Genomic DNA, 17,263 nt, shown 5'->3' on the forward strand with positions numbered 1-17,263 from the left:
ACGCACCCTTCGTCGAACCCGCGCGACGCGACGGTCATTCCCGTCCCTCCCCCGGCCGCACCTGTGACGCCGGTCACCCTGTGAGGCGTCCGGACACGCCGAAGGGCGGCACCCCCTGTGCGGGGAGTGCCGCCCTCCGGTCTTCGGACGGGTCCGAACCTGACGGGTCAGGCTCAGAAGTCCATGTCACCGCCCGGCATGCCGCCGCCGGCCGGGGCCGCGGCCTTCTCCGGCTTGTCGGCGATGACGGCCTCGGTGGTGAGGAACAGCGCGGCGATCGACGCGGCGTTCTGCAGCGCGGAGCGCGTCACCTTGGCCGGGTCGATGATGCCTTCCTTGACCAGGTCGACGTACTCGCCGGTCGCGGCGTTCAGGCCGTGGCCCGGGGTCAGGTTGCGCACCTTCTCCACCACGACACCGCCCTCGAGGCCGGCGTTCACGGCGATCTGCTTCAGCGGGGCCTCGAGCGCGAGCTTCACGGCCTGGGCGCCGGTCGCCTCGTCACCCTCGAGCTCCAGCTTCTCGAACACCTGGGAGGCCTGCAGCAGGGCCACGCCACCACCGGCGACGATGCCCTCCTCGACGGCCGCCTTGGCGTTGCGCACGGCGTCCTCGATGCGGTGCTTGCGCTCCTTGAGCTCCACCTCGGTGGCGGCGCCGGCCTTGATGACGGCCACACCGCCGGCGAGCTTCGCCAGGCGCTCCTGCAGCTTCTCGCGGTCGTAGTCCGAGTCGCTGTTCTCGATCTCGGCGCGGATCTGGTTCACGCGGCCCTGGACCTGGTCGGCGGAGCCGGCGCCGTCCACGATGGTGGTCTCGTCCTTGGTGATGACCACCTTGCGGGCCTTGCCCAGCAGGTCGAGGGTGGCGTTCTCCAGCTTGAGGCCGACCTCCTCGGAGATGACCTCGCCGCCCGTGAGGATGGCGATGTCGCCGAGCATGGCCTTGCGGCGGTCACCGAAGCCCGGGGCCTTGACGGCGACGGACTTGAAGGTGCCGCGGATCTTGTTGACGACCAGGGTCGACAGGGCCTCGCCCTCGACGTCCTCGGCGATGATCAGCAGCGGCTTGCCCGACTGCATGACCTTCTCCAGCAGCGGGAGCAGGTCCTTGACCGAGGAGATCTTGGAGTTGGCGATCAGGATGTACGGGTCGTCGAGGACGGCCTCCATACGCTCCATGTCGGTGGCGAAGTACGCCGAGATGTAGCCCTTGTCGAAGCGCATACCCTCGGTGAGCTCCAGCTCCAGACCGAAGGTCTGGGACTCCTCGACGGTGATGACGCCTTCCTTGCCGACCTTGTCCATGGCCTCGGCGATGAGCTCGCCGATCTGGACGTCGGCGGCGGAGATGGACGCCGTGGAAGCGATCTGCTCCTTGGTCTCCACGTCCTTCGCCTGCTCCAGCAGGGCGGCGGAGACCGCCTCGACGGCCTTCTCGATACCGCGCTTCAGGGCCATCGGGTTGGCGCCGGCGGCGACGTTGCGCAGGCCCTCCTTGACCAGGGCCTGGGCGAGAACGGTCGCCGTGGTCGTACCGTCACCGGCGACGTCGTCCGTCTTCTTGGCGACTTCCTTGACCAGCTCGGCGCCGATCTTCTCGTACGGGTCCTCGAGCTCGATCTCCTTGGCGATGGAGACACCATCGTTGGTGATCGTGGGGGCGCCCCACTTCTTCTCGAGGACGACGTTGCGGCCCTTGGGGCCGAGCGTCACCTTCACGGCGTCCGCGAGCTGGTTCATGCCGCGCTCGAGGCCGCGCCGCGCCTCCTCGTCGAACGCGATGATCTTGGCCATGTGAAGTGGTCCCTCCAGGACTGGGGGTGATTCCTTCGGACCGCGCCCGCGCCCGCGACGGACGGCTCGCCGGCCGGGTGGTTCCTTGCCCCACCTGACCTGGCGGGCCTCACCGACCCGGTCCTTCGTTGTCACTCTCACCTTCAGAGTGCTAACGCCAATGATTAGCACTCGACCCCCGAGAGTGCAAGGCGCTTCGGCGGCGCGTAGGCGTGCGCGCCAGATGTACCAAGGGGTTGCGCCCCCACTCAGCCGCGGGCGAACACGCCGGGTCCGGGCACGACGAAGGGCCCGCACCCCGGGGGGTGCGGGCCCTGTCGCCGGCAGAAGATGTCGCGTGCGGCTGGTAGCGCGTTCAGGCGGTGACGCGAACCATGTCGGCCTGCGGGCCCTTCTGACCCTGCGAGATCTCGAATTCGACCCGCTGGCCCTCTTCAAGGGTGCGGTAGCCGTCCATCTGGATGGCGCTGTAGTGGACGAAAACATCCGCACCACCGTCGACCGCGATGAAGCCGTACCCCTTCTCCGCGTTGAACCACTTGACGGTGCCCTGAGCCATGCCTAACTCCCCTATTACTGGCCCTTGCACAGATCCACACTTCGCGGACCCGGGTCAGACCTCACCCCCCAACGGTTGGGGGCGTGCGCCGGAACGCGTCGACCGCGGCTGAATGTATCTGTCCAACTGCCGTCTGCAACAGGTCAATCGGACGAGAAATCTGGACGCCACCGGTCCGGAATGTGGCAAGAATTCGCCAGAATTCAGGGCAAGTCGGGCCGGGCAAAGGTGACAAAAGCCGCGAAAGGAGCCCGCACTTTGGCTACATCCAGTCGGGTCTGCGGCAGGAATTCAGGGTTCCCGATCTTCGGATCGGGAGCGCGTTCCCCAACTCTACCGCGCTCAACCCCATGGAATTGCCCCCTCCGCATCTCTCACGGAGGGGGCAATGCCATAAACGCTCGGTAACGGTCATTACCGAAGGTAATGATCAGCCTCCGGCGACCGCCGGAATGATCGAGACGCCGGCGCCCTCGGGGGTGGCCGTCTCGAGCCCCTGCTCGAAGCGCACGTCGTCGTCGTTGACGTACACGTTCACGAACCGGCGCAGCTTGCCCTGGTCGTCCAGGACGCGGGCGGCGATGCCCGTGTGGTTCTTCTCCAGGTCCTGGATGACCTCGCCCAGGGTGGCCCCCTCGGCGACGACCTCGGCCTTGCCACCCGTGTAGGTGCGCAGGATGGTGGGGATGCGGACGGTAACGCTCACTTTTGAACCTCCGGTCGGATGACGTACTCAGGGGCGCGGGGCCGTGCTCGATGTGCGGCTACCGCCGCGTGGGCGCGAAGAACCCCCACTGGCCCGCGGACGGCAACGAAGCTGCTAGACGAGCCCAGCCTCACGGAACGACTCCAGACTGGGCCGGATCGTCGCCGTGAGCCCCGTCCCCGCCACCGCGTCCAGCGTCTTGAGCCCGTCCCCGGTGTTCAGCACCACGGTCGTGAGGGACGGATCCAGCAGCCCGTCCTCGATCAGCTTCTTCGTCACGCCGACCGTGACCCCGCCCGCGGTCTCCGCGAAGATCCCCTCCGTGCGCGCCAGCAGCTTGATCGCGTCGACCACCTGCGCGTCCGTGACGTCCTCCACGGCGCCGCCCGTGCGCCGGGCGATGTCCAGCACGTACGGCCCGTCCGCCGGGTTGCCGATCGCCAGCGACTTGGCGATGGTGTCCGGCTTCTGCGGGCGGACGACGTCGTGCCCCGCCTTGAAGGCGGTGGACACCGGCGAGCACCCCTCGGCCTGGGCGCCGAAGATCTTGTACGGCTTGTCCTCGACGAGCCCGAGCTTGATCAGCTCCTGCAGCCCCTTGTCGATCTTCGTGAGCTGCGAGCCGGAGGCGATCGGGACGACCAGCTGGTCGGGCAGGCGCCAGCCGAGCTGCTCGCAGATCTCGTACGCGAGGGTCTTGGAGCCCTCGGCGTAGTACGGCCGCAGGTTGACGTTGACGAAGCCCCAGCCCTCGCCGGCCGGGTCGCCGATCAGCTCGGAGCAGAAACGGTTCACGTCGTCGTAGTTGCCCTCGATGCCGACGAGCTCGCCGCCGTAGACGGCGGCCATGACGACCTTGCCCTGCTCCAGGTCGTGCGGGATGAACACGCAGGAGCGGAAGCCGGCCCGGGCGGCGGCGGCGCCGACCGCGCCGGCCAGGTTGCCGGTGGAGGAGCAGGACAGCGTGGTGAAGCCGAAGGCGCGCGCGGCCTCCAGGGCCTGGGCGACGACGCGGTCCTTGAAGGAGTGCGTGGGGTTGCCGGAGTCGTCCTTGACGTAGAGGCCGCCGGTGACGCCCAGCTCGCGGGCCAGGTTGTCGGCCTGGACGAGCTTGGTCCAGCCGGGGTTCAGGTTGGGCTTGGTCGCCACGTCCGCGGGGACGGGCAGCAGCGGCGCGTAGCGCCAGATGTTCGCAGGACCCGCCTCGATGCGCTTGCGGAGCTCTTCGGTGTCGTACCCGGAGAAGTCGTAGGCGATCTCCAGCGGGCCGAAACACTCCTCGCAGGCGAAGACGGGGCCGAGGGGCACACGGTGGCCGCACTCGCGGCAGGACAGCGCGGCGGCGGGACCCAGGTCTACGGAGTTCGCGGAGTCGGTGGTGCTTGCAACAGTCTGCACAGCCATGGAGGCGAGGCCCTTTCTCCTCATCTTCCTCACGACGCACTTCGCCGCGAGACGGATTTGGCACCTTCCCTAGCCGGGAGCCTCGCCACGTCCGCGTGACAGGAACCGACTGGAGGGTTGCCGGGGCTTCATCGGGCCGTATCCCTCTGCCCCTCTGGATGAGCGGTGTTCAGTTGTGCGCCGTGCGACCCCGGGATGCGGGGCCCGTCGGCGTTGTTCAAGACTGTAACCGAAGGCCCGGACGGCGGAGCGAGCCGTCCGAACCCCGAGATGGATCACCGGCCAGTGAGGAGCCCGGACCGTGCTGGAAGAAGTCGAGCGCTGGCTGATCGAGCGCTCCTGGTCGGTCGCCGACCGTCCCCTGCACCGGGTCCTGGCGGCGAAACGGGCCTCGGGACAGTCGGTGAGCGTGGTGCTGCCCGCGCTGGACGAGGAGGCCACCGTCGGGGAGATCGTCTCCGTCATCCGGCACGACCTGGTGCTCCAGGTGCCGCTGGTCGACGAGGTCGTGGTGATCGACTCCGGCTCGACCGACCGCACCTCCGAGGTGGCCGCGGCGGCGGGCGCGAGGGTGGTGCACCGGGACTCGATCCTGCCCCGGATACCGGCCGTGCCCGGCAAGGGCGAGGTGCTGTGGCGGTCCCTGCTGGTCACCCGCGGCGACATCGTGTGCTTCGTCGACGCCGACCTGAAGGACTTCTCCTCCGACTTCGTCACCGGCGTCGTCGGCCCGCTGCTCACCGACCCCGGCATCCAGCTCGTGAAGGCCATGTACGACCGGCCGATGACCCGGGCCGACGGGAGCACCACCGGCGCCGGCGCCGGACAGGGCGGCCGGGTCACGGAGCTGATGGCGCGCCCGCTGCTCAACATGCACTGGCCGCAGCTCGCCGGGTTCGTGCAGCCGCTGGGCGGCGAGTACGCGGCCCGCCGCAGTCTCCTGGAACAGCTCCCGTTCCCCGTCGGGTACGGCGTCGAGCTGGGCATGCTGGTCGACGCGCTGCACCTGGTGGGCCTGGACGCGCTGGCGCAGGTGGACGTGGGCGTGCGCAAGCACCGGCACCAGGACGGGCAGGCGCTGGGCCGGATGGCCGCCGCGATCTACCGCACCGCCCAGCTGCGGCTGGCCCGCGCACATCTGCTGCGGCCCTCGCTGACCCAGTTCGAGCGCACCGGGGACGCCTTCGAGCCGCGCACGTACTCGGTGGACACCGAGGAGCGGCCGCCGATGACGGACATCGCGGAGTACCACGCGCGCCGGGTGGCGTGACCCTGCCGGGCCGCCCCGTGCCCCCGGGGTGGCCCGACCCCGCCGGCCGGCCCGGTGCGGCCGGGTGGCCTGACCTCGTCCACGCCCGGCCGGTGTGACGCACCGGCACGTTTGAGGCCCGGGGGGCCGGGCTAGGTTGAGGCGTATGGCTTCAAGCTTCGGTGCAGCTCAGGTGCTGGTCGCCTCCAACCGGGGGCCCGTGTCGTACGCGGTCGCGGACGACGGTTCGCTGAGGAGCAAGCGGGGCGGCGGAGGACTGGTCTCCGGCCTCTCGGCCATCGGCTCCGGATCGGGCTCGCTGTGGGTGTGCTCGGCACTGTCCGACGGCGACCGCGAGGCCGTGCGGCGCGGCGTCGCGGTGGACGGCGTGCGGATGCTGGACATCCCGGCCGACGTGCACGCGGACGCCTACAACGGCATCGCGAACTCGGTGCTGTGGTTCGTCCACCACATGCTGTACCAGACTCCGCTGGAGCCGGTGTTCGACGCCGAGTTCCGCCGCCAGTGGGCGTCGTACGAGACGTACAACCGCGCGTTCGCCGAGGCGCTGGCCGAGGAGGCCGCCGAGGGCGCGGCCGTGCTGGTGCAGGACTACCACCTGACCCTGGTCCCCGGCATGCTCCGCGAGCTGCGCCCCGACCTGCGCATCGGGCACTTCTCGCACACGCCGTGGGCGCCTCCCGAGTACTTCGCGCTGCTGCCCGACGACATCGCGCGGCAGGTGCTGCGCGGCATGCTCGGCGCCGACCGGCTCGGCTTCCTCACCCGCCGCTGGGCGGACGCGTTCACCACGTGCTGCGAGCGGTTCGCGGGCGGGCTCGGCGACACCCGCATCGGGGTGCACGGCCTGGGCGCCGACGCGGACTTCCTGCGCGCCCGCTCGCACGAGGCGGACGTGGACGAGCGGATGGCAGCCCTGCGGGAGGAGATCGGCGAGGGCCGCCAGGCCATCGTCCGGGTCGACCGCACCGAGCTGTCCAAGAACATCGTGCGCGGCCTGCTGGCGTACCGGCGGCTGCTCGACGACCGGCCCGAGTGGCGCGAGCGCGTGGTGCACGTCGCCTTCGCCTACCCGTCCCGGCAGGACCTCGCCGTCTACCGCGACTACACGGCCGAGGTGCAGCGGGTCGCCGAGGAGATCAACGAGCAGTACGGCACCCCCGGCTGGCGCCCGGTCGTGCTCCACGTCAAGGACGACTTCGCCCGCTCGCTGGCCGCGTACCGGCTGGCCGACGTGGCCCTCGTCAACCCCATCCGCGACGGCATGAACCTGGTCGCCAAGGAGGTCCCGCTGGTCTCCGACGCGGGGTGCGCCCTGGTGCTGTCCCGTGAGGCGGGCGCCCACGAGGAGCTCGGCGAGGACGCGATCACCGTCAACCCGTACGACGTGGTCCAGACGGCTCAGGCCCTGCACGAGGCGCTGTCGATGCGTCCCGAGGACCGCACGGAACGCAGCAAGCGGCTGGCCGCGGCGGCGACGGCGCTGCCGCCGGCGCGGTGGTTCCTGGACCAGCTCGAAGCGCTGCGTGGATAGGTTGGGGCGCATGGCCAGTCAGACGGATTCCACGGACCCCGGCGACCTGCCGACGCCCTCCACGCAGGCCGGGCGGGACGGACTCGACGCGCTTCTGGCCCACCCGGGCAAGGCGCTGATCGGGCTCGACTTCGACGGCACGCTCGCGCCGATCGTGCCCGACCCCGAGCAGGCCCGCGCCCACCCGGACGCGGTGCCGGCGCTCGCCGCGCTCGCCCCGAAGGTGGCCTCGGTGGCGGTCGTGACGGGTCGCCCGCCGGGTGTCGCCGTACGGCACGGCGGTTTCGCGGGCGTGCCCGGTCTCGAGCACCTGGTGGTGCTCGGCCACTACGGCGCCGAGCGCTGGGACGCGGTCACCGGTTCCGTCACCGCCCCCGCCCCGCACCCCGGCGTCGCCGCCGCCCGCGCGGAGCTGCCCGGGCTGCTCGACCGGGTGGGGGCGTGGCAGGGCACGTGGATCGAGGAGAAGGGGCGCGCGGTCGCCGTCCACACCCGCAGGGCGTCCGACCCGCAGGCCGCCTTCGAGGCGCTGCGCGCTCCGCTGACGGACCTCGCGACGCGGCACGGTCTTGTCGTGGAGCCGGGGCGGCTGGTGCTGGAGCTGCGGCCGCCGGGGATGGACAAGGGGGTCGCGCTGCTGGAGTACGCGCGGGAGATCGGGGCGGGGTCGGTGTTGTACGCCGGGGACGACCTGGGCGACCTCGCCGCCTTCACGGCGGTGGACAAGCTCCGTGCCTCAGGCACGCCGGGGGTGCTGGTGTGCAGCGGCAGCGAGGAGGTCACGGAGCTGCGTGACCGGGCCGACCTGGTGGTGGACGGGCCGGCGGGTGTGGTCCGGCTGCTCCGGGCGCTGGCGGCCCGGCTCCCCTGACGAGGGGTTCCGCCCCCGCCGCCCCTTCCCGTCCCGTCCCTGGCCAGCGGGCTGGAATCAGCCCCTCCGGCGTTTGAGGAGCGGGGTCCGGGGCGGGGCCCCGGGGTCGGGTATGTCACCGCTCGCCGCGACGCGCCTCCCGCACCCGCCGCAGCCGGTTCACCGTCACGGGATCGTGGGCCAAAGCCCGCGGATCATCGAGCAGCGCGTTCAGCAGCTGGTAGTACCGCACCGGCACCAACCCCAACTCCTCCCGGATCACCCGCTCCTTCACCCCGGGCGACACGACCCCCCGCCGCTCCAGCGCGAGCACCGCCCGCTCCAGCTCGCCCAGTTCCTCACCCTCACCCATGCCGGCAGGCTAACCGCTACCCCGCGCTGTCCGCCCGCACAGCGGCCGCCTGCAGCTCCCCCAGCACGTCCTCAGGGCTGCCCCCCGGCTCCACGGCCCGCCCGATCTTCTGCTTGATCGCCGCGTTCACCGCGGCCCACGACGTCTTGCCCACCGGATACAGCTGCGACAGCGGCAACTGGTCGAGGAACGGCTTGAGTTCCTTGTCCTGCCCCGACGCCGCCATCGCCCGCGACGCGGAGTTGGTGACCGGCAGCAGGTCGTACTCGCGGGAGAAGTCGAGCACGTTCTCCTCGCTGTAGACGAAGTCGAGGAAGTCCCCGATCTCGTCGCGGTGCCCGTTCTTCTCGAACGCCATCATCCAGTCGGCGACGCCCAGCGTGGAGGGCGTCTCGCCGTCGGCGCCGGGGATCGGCACCATGCCGTACTTCACGCCCTTCTTCTTCGCCATCTCCATCAGCGAGGGGTGCCCGTTGAGCATGCCGACGTCCCCCGCGGCGAACGCCTGGAACGCCTTCGCGCGGTCGAGCTTGCCGGGGGCGACGGGCCCGGTGAGGCCCTTGCCGACGAGTTCGTCCCGCAGCCAGCTGAAGGTCTCGACGTTCTCCGTGGAGTCGATGCCGTAGGTGCCGCCGATGTCGGTGTAGCCTCCGTCGCCGCTGAGCAGCCACTGGAGGGTCTCGGCCTGCGCCTCCTCGGGGCCGAGGGGGAGCGCGTACGGGAACTTCACCCCGTTCGCCTTGAGCGCCTCGGCGCATTCGACCAGCTCGTCCCAGGTCTCGGGCGGGGTGAGCCCGGCCTCGGCGAAGAGGGACTTGTTGTAGAACAGCAGCCGCGTGGAGGCGGCGAACGGCATGCCGTACTGCACGCTGTTGAGCTCGCCCGCGCCGGAGAGCTGGGAGAGGAAGTCCGCCTGGACGGGGATGGAGAGCAGGTCGCCGGCGCGGTAGAGCAGGCCCTGGGAGGCGTAGTCGGCGTACGCGCCGATCTGGGCCATGTCCGGCGGGCTGCCGGCGTCGACCATCTCCTTGACCTTGCGGTCGACGTCGTTCCAGGAGTAGACGCTGACGTCGATGTCGACGTCGGGGTGGTCGGTCTCGTACCGCTCGACCAGGCCGGCCCAGTACTTCTTGCTGCTGTCGGCGGCGCCGTTGCCGTAGTCGGCGGCGACCAGTGTGAGGGTCACGTCGGAGGAATCGCCGCCGACCCCGCATCCGCTCAGGACCGCTGCCAGTCCCAGCGCGGACACCGCCGCGATCGTCCTTGTCCTGACCCGCCCTCGCACGTGCTCTCCCCTGGTCCGGCGCCGCGCGCCATCCGTAGTTCCGATAATCGGATTAAGGTCTACACCACGTGAGTGGACTAGACCTCTTGTGGGTCCACGGGCCACACTGTTCCCCGTGAAACATGTCATCGCCCTCGACGTGGGCGGCACCGGGATGAAGGCCGCCCTGGTCGGGGCGGGCGGCGAGCTGCTGCACCAGGCCCGCCGTCCCACCGGCCGCGAGCGCGGCCCGGACGCGGTGGTCGAGGGCATCCTCGGCTTCGCGGCGGAGCTCCGCGCCCACGGCATCCGCGCCCACGGCGAACCGGCCTCGGCCGCCGGCGTCGCCGTGCCCGGCATCGTCGACGAGGCGGAGGGCGTCGCGGCCTACGCCGCCAACCTCGGCTGGCGCGACGTGCCCCTGCGCGCCCTGCTCTCCGAGCGGCTCGGCGGCGTCCCCGTGGCCCTCGGCCACGACGTGCGCACCGGCGGCCTCGCCGAGGGCCGCATCGGCGCCGGGCGCGGCGCCGACCGCTTCCTCTTCGTTCCGCTCGGCACCGGCATCGCGGGCGCCATCGGCATCGACGGCAAGGTCGAGGCCGGCGCGCACGGCTTCGCCGGCGAGATCGGCCACATCGTCGTACGGCCCGGCGGCACGGAGTGTCCGTGCGGTCAGCGCGGCTGTCTGGAGCGGTACGCGTCCGCGTCGGCCGTGAGCCGGGCGTGGGCCGAGGCGAGCGGCGACCCGGACGCGGACGCGGCGGACTGCGCCAAGGCCGTCGCCTCGGGCGACGAGCGGGCCGTACGGGTGTGGCAGGAGGCGGTGGACGCGCTCGCCGACGGGCTGGTCACCGCGCTCACCCTGCTGGACCCGCGCACGCTGATCATCGGTGGCGGGCTCGCCGAGGCGGGGGAAACCTTGTTCACACCGCTGCGGGAGGCCGTCCGGCGGCGGGTCACCTTCCAGAAGCTGCCGTCCCTGGTCCCCGCGGCCCTCGGGGACACCGCCGGATGCCTGGGCGCGGGACTTCTCGCCTGGGACCTGATCGGGACCGGGACCACCGATCCCTCGGCCGAGACCACTGACCCCTCGGAGGTAACCACCTGATGGCCCCCACCAAGGTTCTCACCGGTGCCCGGGTGGTCCTGCCCACCGGGACCGTGGACGACGCCCGCGTGACCGTCGAGGGCACGCGCATCGCGGCCACGGAGCCCGGCACGTCCCCCGCGGAGGGGACGGCCGGGACGGTCGACCTGCGCGGCCACTGGCTGGTCCCCGGCTTCGTCGACATCCACAACCACGGCGGCGGCGGGGTGTCCTTCGCCGGCGGCACCGCCGAGGACGTCCTCCAGGGCGTCCGCACGCATCTGCGCCACGGCACCACCACCGTGGTCGCCTCCGCCGTCACCGGCGACCTCGACTTCCTCGCGCGGCACGCGGGGATGCTGGCGGAGCTGGCCCAGCAGGGCGACATCGCCGGCATCCACTTCGAGGGGCCGTTCATCTCCCCCTGCCGCAAGGGCGCCCACGACGAGACGCTGCTGCGCGACCCCGACCCGGCGGAGGTCCGCAAGCTGATCGACGCGGCCCACGGCCACGCCCGGATGATGACGCTCGCCACCGAACTCCCCGGCGGCCTGGACTCCGTGCGGCTGCTCGTCGAGCACGGGGTGATCGCCGCCGTCGGCCACACCGACGCCACCTACGAGCAGACGGTGGCAGCCGTCGACGCGGGCGCGACCGTCGCCACCCACCTGTTCAACGCGATGCCGCCGCTCGGCCACCGCGCCCCCGGACCGATCGCCGCGCTGCTGGAGGACGAGCGGGTCACCGTCGAGCTGATCAACGACGGCACGCATCTGCACCCGGCGGCCCTGCAGTTCGCGTTCCACCACGCGGGCCGCGACCGGGTCGCCTTCATCACCGACGCGATGGACGCGGCCGGCTTCGGCGACGGCCGCTACATGCTCGGCCCGCTGGAGGTCGAGGTCGCGGACGGCGTGGCCCGGCTGGTGGAGGGCAACTCGATCGCGGGCTCCACGCTCACCCTGGACCGCGCCTTCAAGCGGGCGGTGACGGTGGACGGGCTGCCCGTCGAGGACGTCGTCGCGGCGGTCTCCGCCAACCCGGCGCGGCTGCTCGGCCTGTCCGACCGCATCGGCTCTCTGGAGCCCGGAAAGGACGCCGACCTGGTCGTCCTGGACGACGCCTTCGAGCTGGTCGGCGTCATGCGCAAGGGGGAATGGGCGGTCGCGCCCCAACTGGTCTGATCCGTCCCCGGGATCGGCCCACAGTGGCCTTTCCCGGGGGTGGGCCGACCGCCTTCCTTTTGGCATGATCGTGACCCCGGGGCCACGGAAGGCAGGCAAGAGGGGGAGGTCGGCCCGGTGATTCTCACGGTCACGCTGAACACCGCTCTCGACATCACCTATCGCGTCCCGTCCCTGCGGACGGGCGCCTCCCACCGGGTCTCCGAGGTGCTGGAACGCCCCGGCGGCAAGGGCGTCAACGTCGCCCGGGTACTGGCCGCGCTCGGCCACGAGGTGACCGTCACCGGCTTCTCGGGCGGCCCCACGGGACGCGTCCTGCGCGACCGCCTCGCCGAAGTGCCGCGCCTCACCGACGCGTTGCTCCCGGTCTCCGGCGCCACCCGCCGCACCGTCACCCTCGTCGACGACCGCACCGGCGCCACGACCCATCTCAACGAGCCCGGCCCGGACATCACCCACGCCGAGTGGTCCGCGTTCCAGGAGGTCTACGAGGACCTGCTGGCGTCCGCCTCGGCGGTGGCCCTGTGCGGCAGCCTGCCCCCGGGCGTCCCGGTCGGCGCGTACGCGGGACTGTGCCGCACGGCCCGCGCGGCCCGGGTACCGGTGCTGCTCGACACGAGCGGGGCGGCGCTGCGCCGCGGGGTGGCCGGGCGGCCGGACTTCCTGAAGCCCAACACGGAGGAGCTGGCCGAACTCACCGGCTCCCACGAGCCGTTGCGCGCCACCCAGGACGCCCGCCGCCGGGGCGCGGGCACGGTGATCGCGTCCCTGGGCGCGGAGGGCCTCCTCGCGGTGACCCCGGAGGGCCGCTGGCGCGCGACCCCGCCGGCCCCGCTGACCGGCAACCCCACAGGCGCGGGCGACGCGGCCGTCGCGGGCCTGCTGTCCGCCCTGGTGGAACACCGCCCCTGGCCGGAACGCCTGATCCGCGCCACAGCCCTCTCGGCGGCGACGGTCCTCTCCCCCACAGCGGGCGACTTCGACCGGGCGGCCTACGACCGGTTCCTGACAACGGTCACGGTCACGGGCGTGGCCACGGCGGCTTGAGATCAACTGCGACCGAAATGCACCCTGCGCCCAACCTGTGTAGCTCATAAGATCATCAGCGACCAAATGATCAAGCTCTCGCAGGGGGAACACATGCGAAAGTCGACGGTACTCAGGCAGCTTGCCGCGGTAGGCATGACGTGTCTGGCCCTCACTGTCACCACCACGTCCACCGCCTCGGCGGAGAACATCCAGGCCGGCGCCTGGCAGAAGGACGGCCACGACTTCAACATACGGGCCGCCGCCAGCACTTCGGCTGCCAAGATCGTGACCATCAAGGACCCTGACACCAGAGTTCCTTGCGGTGCGTCGAGGTGCACGCGGAACAACAACGGCGGCACGTACACCTGCTGGTCCGGTGGCCCCACCGACAACGACTGGCTGAAGGTGCGCTGGGCCGGCAAGACCGGGTGGGTCGCTGCTCTGTGCGTTGAGGTCGGACGCCTCTGACAGCTTCAACACAGCGGCCGCCGGTGTTCTGCACACCGGCGGCCTCCGCATCTCCGCTGCTGCCTACTCCTTGACCTGGCCTTCCTTGATCCACACCTGGTCGAGCAGCACGTTGCACTTGTCGCCGTCGCCGCAGGACAGCGAGATGGTGTTGGTGCCCTCGTTCAGCGTCGGCCAGGCGTAGGTCTTGGTCCAGCCCTTGGAGAAGTCGCCGCCCTTGGCCTCGGCAAAGTTGTCCATGTTCAGCTTGCTTCCGAACGGCTTGCCGTTGACGGTGAGCGTCATCGACTGGGGCTCGTCGGCCGTGCTGTAGCGGAAGAAGACCGTGTACGGGCCGCCCTTCGGGATGCCGTCGACGGTCCAGGTGACCGAGGCTCCCGGCTGGTTGAGGTTTGTCACGTAGATGCCGCCGTCGGACTGGGCGCCCTCGACGTCCGAGGCGGTCGTGACGCCCGGCGACAGGCGGAGCGCCTTGGCGTCGATCGTCGGCGACTTGAACTGCTCCTCCTCCTTGTCCTCCTCCGAGGACGACGGGCTCGGCTCGCCGGTTTGCTGGGTGGCCGTCGGGGACGGCCCCGCCTCGTTGCCGCCCTTGTCGTCGTCGTCACCGCTGAGCATGGCGACGCCGATGCCGATGACGACCGCCGCGACCACGGCGATCGCGCCGATCAGCAGCCCCTTGGTGTTGGGGCCGCCGCCACGGCCGCCGCGGGAGGGCTGGGTGCGTGCGGTGGGCGCGCCCCCGGGCAGCGTCTCCGGCGCGGCGTAGTGCGCGCTGGGCTGGCCGAAGGCGCCCTGCTGGGGCGGTGCCTGCGGGGCGGGCCCCTGCTGGCCGTACTGGCGGGAACCGACCGGCCGCACCCGGTTCACCGAGTTCGGGTAGCCGTAACCCCCGGACGGCGGCTGGGCTCCGTTGGCCTGCCCGTCGGCGTACAGATAGCCGAACGGGTCGTCGTCCTCGGGCGTGCTCGCGCCGTTGTTGCCGGGCGTCATCCCCTGTGCTCCTAGCTGCGGATCGGGTGCGTACGTGTGCGGAGAAGCCGAGCCTACCCGGTTCCACTGACCCGAAAGGGTGACCCGGACCGCATCAACCCGCCGACCTGGAGATCATCCGGCACGTCTGTGCTGTTTGGGACGAGATCGTTTCTCGACGTACATCCGCTCGTCGGCCGACTTCAGCACTTCGTCGGCCGTCATGCCGCAATGGGCCCACCCGATGCCGAAGCTGGCCCCCACCCGCACGGCCCGTCCCTCGGCACGGATGGGCTGGATGATCTCGTTGCGCAGCCGTACGGCGAGGTCCTGCGCGTCGGCCCGGCCCAGCCCGTCGGCGAGGATGACGAATTCGTCACCCCCTAGCCTGGCGACGGTGTCGCCGTCCCGCACGCCGTTGCTGAGCCGGCGGGCGACCTCGATGAGAACCGCGTCACCCGCGTTGTGCCCGAACCGGTCGTTGATCGACTTGAAGCCGTCGAGGTCGCAGAAGAGCACCGCGAGCCCCTTCGTGCCGTCGTCGGCGTCCGCGGCGGGCGCGACGGTGTGCACATGGTGGTCGAAGCCGTCGTACGCGTCGCTGCCGGGCGGGAAGTCGAAGTCGTGGCCGCGGTCGAAGGCGGGCGGGCCGAAGGCGGCGTCGTGGGAGTCGAAGGACTCGTAGGGCTCCATGGAGTCCACGGCCGCCGGCAGCGCCTGCGGCTGCTGGCTGCACAGCCGGGCGGAGAGCCGGGAGCGCAGTTCCGCGGAGTTCGGCAGGCCGGTGAGCGAGTCGTGGGAGGCGCGGTGGGCGAGCTGGAGCTCGCGGCGCTTGCGCTCCTCGATGTCCTCGACGTGGGTGAGCAGGAAGCGCGGCCCGTCGGCGGCGTCGGCGACCACCGAGTTCCGCAGGGAGACCCATACGTAGGTGCCGTCGCGCCGGGCCAGCCGCAGTTCCGCCCGGCCGCCCTCGGCGGAGGTGCGCAGCAGGGTGCCTATGTCCTCGGGGTGGACCAGGTCGGAGAAGGAGTAGCGGCGCATCGCGGAGGCGGGCCGCCCGAGCAGCCGGCACAGGGCGTCGTTGGTGCGCAGGATGCGGCCGTGCTGGTCGCCGCCCATCTCGGCGATGGCCATGCCGGAGGGCGCGTACTCGAAGGCCTGCCGGAAGCTCTCCTCGCTGGCCCGCAGCGCCTGCTGCTCGCGCTCCAGACGGACGAGGGCGCGCTGCATGTTGGAGCGCAGCCGGGCGTTGCTGATCGCGATGGCGGCCTGGAAGGCGTACATCTGGAGGGCCTCGCGGCCCCAGGCGCCGGGCCGGCGGCCGTTGCGCGGGCGGTCGACGGAGAGCACGCCGATCAGTTCGCCGGAGGTGCCGCCGCCCGCGGGGCCGGGCGCGTACATGGGGGCGAAGAGCCGGTCGGAGGGGTGCCACTCGTCCTCGAAGCGGGGAGCGGGCCCGTCGGTGTACCACTGCGGGACGTCGTCCTCGTCGAGGACCCAGCCCTCGGTGTGCGGTATGAACACCAGGTCGCCCCAGCGCTCGCCCATGGTGAGCCGGCGGTCCCAGGACTCGCGGGAGCCGACCCGGCCGGTGATGAGCGCCTCCGCGGCCGCGTTCCCGGACAGGGCGGCGACCACCAGGTCGCCGTCGGGGCGTACGAGATTGACGCAGGCCAGCTCGTACCCGAGGGCGCCCACGACGCCGTCGGCGACCGTCTGCAACGTGTCAGCCAGACTGCGCGCCGTGTTCATGTCGGCCATGGCCCGGTGGAGTTGTCGCAGCGATGCCAGACGGACGTAGGGTTCCGACTCGGTCTCCATCCTCGCCCTCCCCCCGAGACCTCGCAGCGCATCAAGGGTCATCATCGGCGTATCGTCGCAGCAGCTTCCCCGCCACTGAATCACAGCGCGCTGCTCACCCGGTACACAGGGTCAACAATTCTTGCCCCTTGTGACTCAAGTCACAGCTAAACGTGAACAATTGCGTGGTCTACGCGCGGTATTCCGACCCATTTCCGCGACGCGGATTATGTGGTGATTGTGCATGCATTGCGCCTGGATCAGCCGCTGGTCCTAGGTCCCGGTTCGGGCCACGGTCCGATGCGGTGTCGTGCAGCGGAGATTAGCGTTCCCGGTGTGCTGAACACTCCCGCCGCCCCGGCCTCGATCACCGTTCCGCCCGCCGCCCGGCATGCTGAGGGGGTGAGCAACGACGAGTTCCGTGCCGCCATGTCCCGTCTGGCCGCCGGTGTGGTGCTGGTGACCGCCGTGGAGCCGCCGCTGGACCCGGACGACCCGGACGCGCCGGCCGGCGAGGACGTCGGCATGACCGCGACCGCGTTCCTGTCCGTCTCCCTCGACCCCCCGTTGGTGCTGGTCAGCCTGCGGACCGGCTCCCGCATGGACGAACTGCTGGAGGAGCAGCCGCTGTGGGCGGTGTCCGTGCTGTCCGAGAGCCAGCGCCACATCGCGGGCCGCTTCTCGATGAAGGGCCGGGTCAGCGACCGTTTGCTGTTCGCGGACATTCCCTACCGGCGCGGTGAGTACACCGGGGCTCCCCTGGTCGGCGGTGCGCTGGCGACCCTGGAATGCCGCACGGAACAGCGCGTGACGGCGGGCGACCACACCCTGGTGATCGGCCGTGTGATGACGGCCGCCGTGCCGAGCGCCGAAGGCGGCCCGCTCACCTATTTCAAGGGCCGCTACCGCCAGTTGGGCTGAGCGCGCCCGAAATCCCTTTTACCGCCGCCGTTTTACCTGCCTACCC

At 71.2% G+C, this 17,263-nt stretch carries 16 protein-coding genes and 1 riboswitch; of the genes, 8 read left to right on the forward strand and 8 right to left on the reverse strand.

The features are described 5' to 3' along the window. Nucleotides 1-173: 173 nt before the first annotated feature. The 4 genes from groL to thrC all read right to left on the reverse strand — a co-directional run bounded on the left by groL (nt 174) and on the right by thrC (nt 4,465). Nucleotides 174-1,796 carry a chaperonin GroEL gene (gene groL, locus AY578_RS14530; RefSeq protein WP_019523925.1) on the reverse strand — a complete coding sequence of 541 codons (1,623 nt, stop codon included), beginning with the start codon at nt 1,794-1,796 and terminating at the stop codon, nt 174-176. Nucleotides 1,797-2,151: 355 nt separating this feature from the next. Continuing rightward, nucleotides 2,152-2,355: a cold-shock protein gene (locus AY578_RS14535; protein WP_004986573.1), complete on the reverse strand. Its 204-nt coding sequence runs from the start codon at nt 2,353-2,355 to the stop codon at nt 2,152-2,154. Between the two features lie 430 nt (nt 2,356-2,785). Continuing rightward, the gene (locus tag AY578_RS14540) at nt 2,786-3,061 is read right to left on the reverse strand and encodes a ubiquitin-like small modifier protein 1 (RefSeq protein ID WP_019523926.1); all 276 of its coding nucleotides are present in this window, start codon (nt 3,059-3,061) and stop codon (nt 2,786-2,788) included. Between the two features lie 114 nt (nt 3,062-3,175). Further along, a complete protein-coding gene (gene thrC / locus AY578_RS14545; RefSeq protein WP_019523927.1) occupies nt 3,176-4,465 on the reverse strand; it encodes a threonine synthase in 1,290 nt (429 codons plus the stop codon). A gap of 17 nt (nt 4,466-4,482) precedes the next feature. Continuing rightward, a riboswitch (SAM riboswitch) is annotated at nt 4,483-4,630 on the reverse strand. A 136-nt stretch (nt 4,631-4,766) separates the two neighbouring features. On the opposite strand from thrC, the gene AY578_RS14550 reads away from it, so the two are divergent. From AY578_RS14550 to otsB, 3 genes are all read left to right on the forward strand, one after another. After that, nucleotides 4,767-5,735, forward strand: coding sequence for a glucosyl-3-phosphoglycerate synthase (locus AY578_RS14550; RefSeq protein WP_019523928.1), 969 nt, complete (start codon nt 4,767-4,769; stop codon nt 5,733-5,735). 145 nt (nt 5,736-5,880) lie between these two features. Continuing rightward, on the forward strand, nt 5,881-7,269 hold the full coding sequence (locus AY578_RS14555; protein WP_215188757.1) for an alpha,alpha-trehalose-phosphate synthase (UDP-forming): 1,389 nt from the start codon (nt 5,881-5,883) through the stop codon (nt 7,267-7,269). A 10-nt stretch (nt 7,270-7,279) separates the two neighbouring features. After that, complete coding sequence (otsB, locus tag AY578_RS14560) at nt 7,280-8,140, forward strand: trehalose-phosphatase (RefSeq protein ID WP_019523930.1); 861 nt, start codon at nt 7,280-7,282, stop codon at nt 8,138-8,140. 115 nt (nt 8,141-8,255) lie between these two features. Here the strand turns inward: otsB and AY578_RS14565 are convergent, their stop codons facing one another. Both AY578_RS14565 and AY578_RS14570 read right to left on the reverse strand, forming a co-directional pair. Continuing rightward, complete coding sequence (locus tag AY578_RS14565) at nt 8,256-8,492, reverse strand: DUF3263 domain-containing protein (protein WP_019523931.1); 237 nt, start codon at nt 8,490-8,492, stop codon at nt 8,256-8,258. Between the two features lie 16 nt (nt 8,493-8,508). After that, entirely contained in the window at nt 8,509-9,777 is a 1,269-nt protein-coding gene (locus tag AY578_RS14570; protein WP_037953895.1) for an extracellular solute-binding protein, read from the reverse strand. 115 nt (nt 9,778-9,892) lie between these two features. On the opposite strand from AY578_RS14570, the gene AY578_RS14575 reads away from it, so the two are divergent. From AY578_RS14575 to AY578_RS14590, 4 genes are all read left to right on the forward strand, one after another. Next, a complete protein-coding gene (locus AY578_RS14575; protein ID WP_258902447.1) occupies nt 9,893-10,864 on the forward strand; it encodes an ROK family protein in 972 nt (323 codons plus the stop codon). After that, nucleotides 10,864-12,027, forward strand: a complete 1,164-nt coding sequence (gene nagA, locus AY578_RS14580; RefSeq protein ID WP_258902448.1) for an N-acetylglucosamine-6-phosphate deacetylase — start codon at nt 10,864-10,866, stop codon at nt 12,025-12,027. Before AY578_RS14575 ends, nagA begins: the two co-directional genes overlap by 1 nt. 117 nt (nt 12,028-12,144) lie before the next feature. After that, nucleotides 12,145-13,074: a 1-phosphofructokinase family hexose kinase gene (locus tag AY578_RS14585; protein WP_019523935.1), complete on the forward strand. Its 930-nt coding sequence runs from the start codon at nt 12,145-12,147 to the stop codon at nt 13,072-13,074. A gap of 66 nt (nt 13,075-13,140) precedes the next feature. Next, entirely contained in the window at nt 13,141-13,524 is a 384-nt protein-coding gene (locus AY578_RS14590) for an SH3 domain-containing protein (protein WP_258902449.1), read from the forward strand. A 63-nt stretch (nt 13,525-13,587) separates the two neighbouring features. On the opposite strand, the gene AY578_RS14595 is transcribed toward AY578_RS14590, so the two are convergent. Continuing rightward, the gene (locus AY578_RS14595; protein WP_215188844.1) at nt 13,588-14,517 is read right to left on the reverse strand and encodes a carbohydrate-binding protein; all 930 of its coding nucleotides are present in this window, start codon (nt 14,515-14,517) and stop codon (nt 13,588-13,590) included. Nucleotides 14,518-14,631: 114 nt separating this feature from the next. Then, nucleotides 14,632-16,317, reverse strand: a complete 1,686-nt coding sequence (cdgB, locus tag AY578_RS14600) for a diguanylate cyclase CdgB (protein ID WP_019523937.1) — start codon at nt 16,315-16,317, stop codon at nt 14,632-14,634. Between the two features lie 315 nt (nt 16,318-16,632). On the opposite strand from cdgB, the gene AY578_RS14605 reads away from it, so the two are divergent. Continuing rightward, a complete protein-coding gene (locus AY578_RS14605; protein ID WP_019523938.1) occupies nt 16,633-17,217 on the forward strand; it encodes a flavin reductase family protein in 585 nt (194 codons plus the stop codon). Nucleotides 17,218-17,263 lie beyond the last annotated feature (46 nt).

The organism is Streptomyces thermocarboxydus, from assembly GCF_024760485.1.
Taxonomy (GTDB): Bacteria; Actinomycetota; Actinomycetes; order Streptomycetales; family Streptomycetaceae; genus Streptomyces; species Streptomyces cellulosae.

Coding starts and splice junctions, on each gene's coding strand:
- thrC (WP_019523927.1), bottom strand. CDS start 4,465: ATGGCTGTGCAGACTGTTGCAAGCACCACCGACTCCGCGAACTCCGTA.
- nagA (WP_258902448.1), top strand. CDS start 10,864: ATGGCCCCCACCAAGGTTCTCACCGGTGCCCGGGTGGTCCTGCCCACC.
- AY578_RS14535 (WP_004986573.1), bottom strand. CDS start 2,355: ATGGCTCAGGGCACCGTCAAGTGGTTCAACGCGGAGAAGGGGTACGGC.
- AY578_RS14595 (WP_215188844.1), bottom strand. CDS start 14,517: ATGACGCCCGGCAACAACGGCGCGAGCACGCCCGAGGACGACGACCCG.
- cdgB (WP_019523937.1), bottom strand. CDS start 16,317: ATGGAGACCGAGTCGGAACCCTACGTCCGTCTGGCATCGCTGCGACAA.
- AY578_RS14555 (WP_215188757.1), top strand. CDS start 5,881: ATGGCTTCAAGCTTCGGTGCAGCTCAGGTGCTGGTCGCCTCCAACCGG.
- groL (WP_019523925.1), bottom strand. CDS start 1,796: ATGGCCAAGATCATCGCGTTCGACGAGGAGGCGCGGCGCGGCCTCGAG.
- AY578_RS14565 (WP_019523931.1), bottom strand. CDS start 8,492: ATGGGTGAGGGTGAGGAACTGGGCGAGCTGGAGCGGGCGGTGCTCGCG.
- otsB (WP_019523930.1), top strand. CDS start 7,280: ATGGCCAGTCAGACGGATTCCACGGACCCCGGCGACCTGCCGACGCCC.
- AY578_RS14590 (WP_258902449.1), top strand. CDS start 13,141: ATGATCAAGCTCTCGCAGGGGGAACACATGCGAAAGTCGACGGTACTC.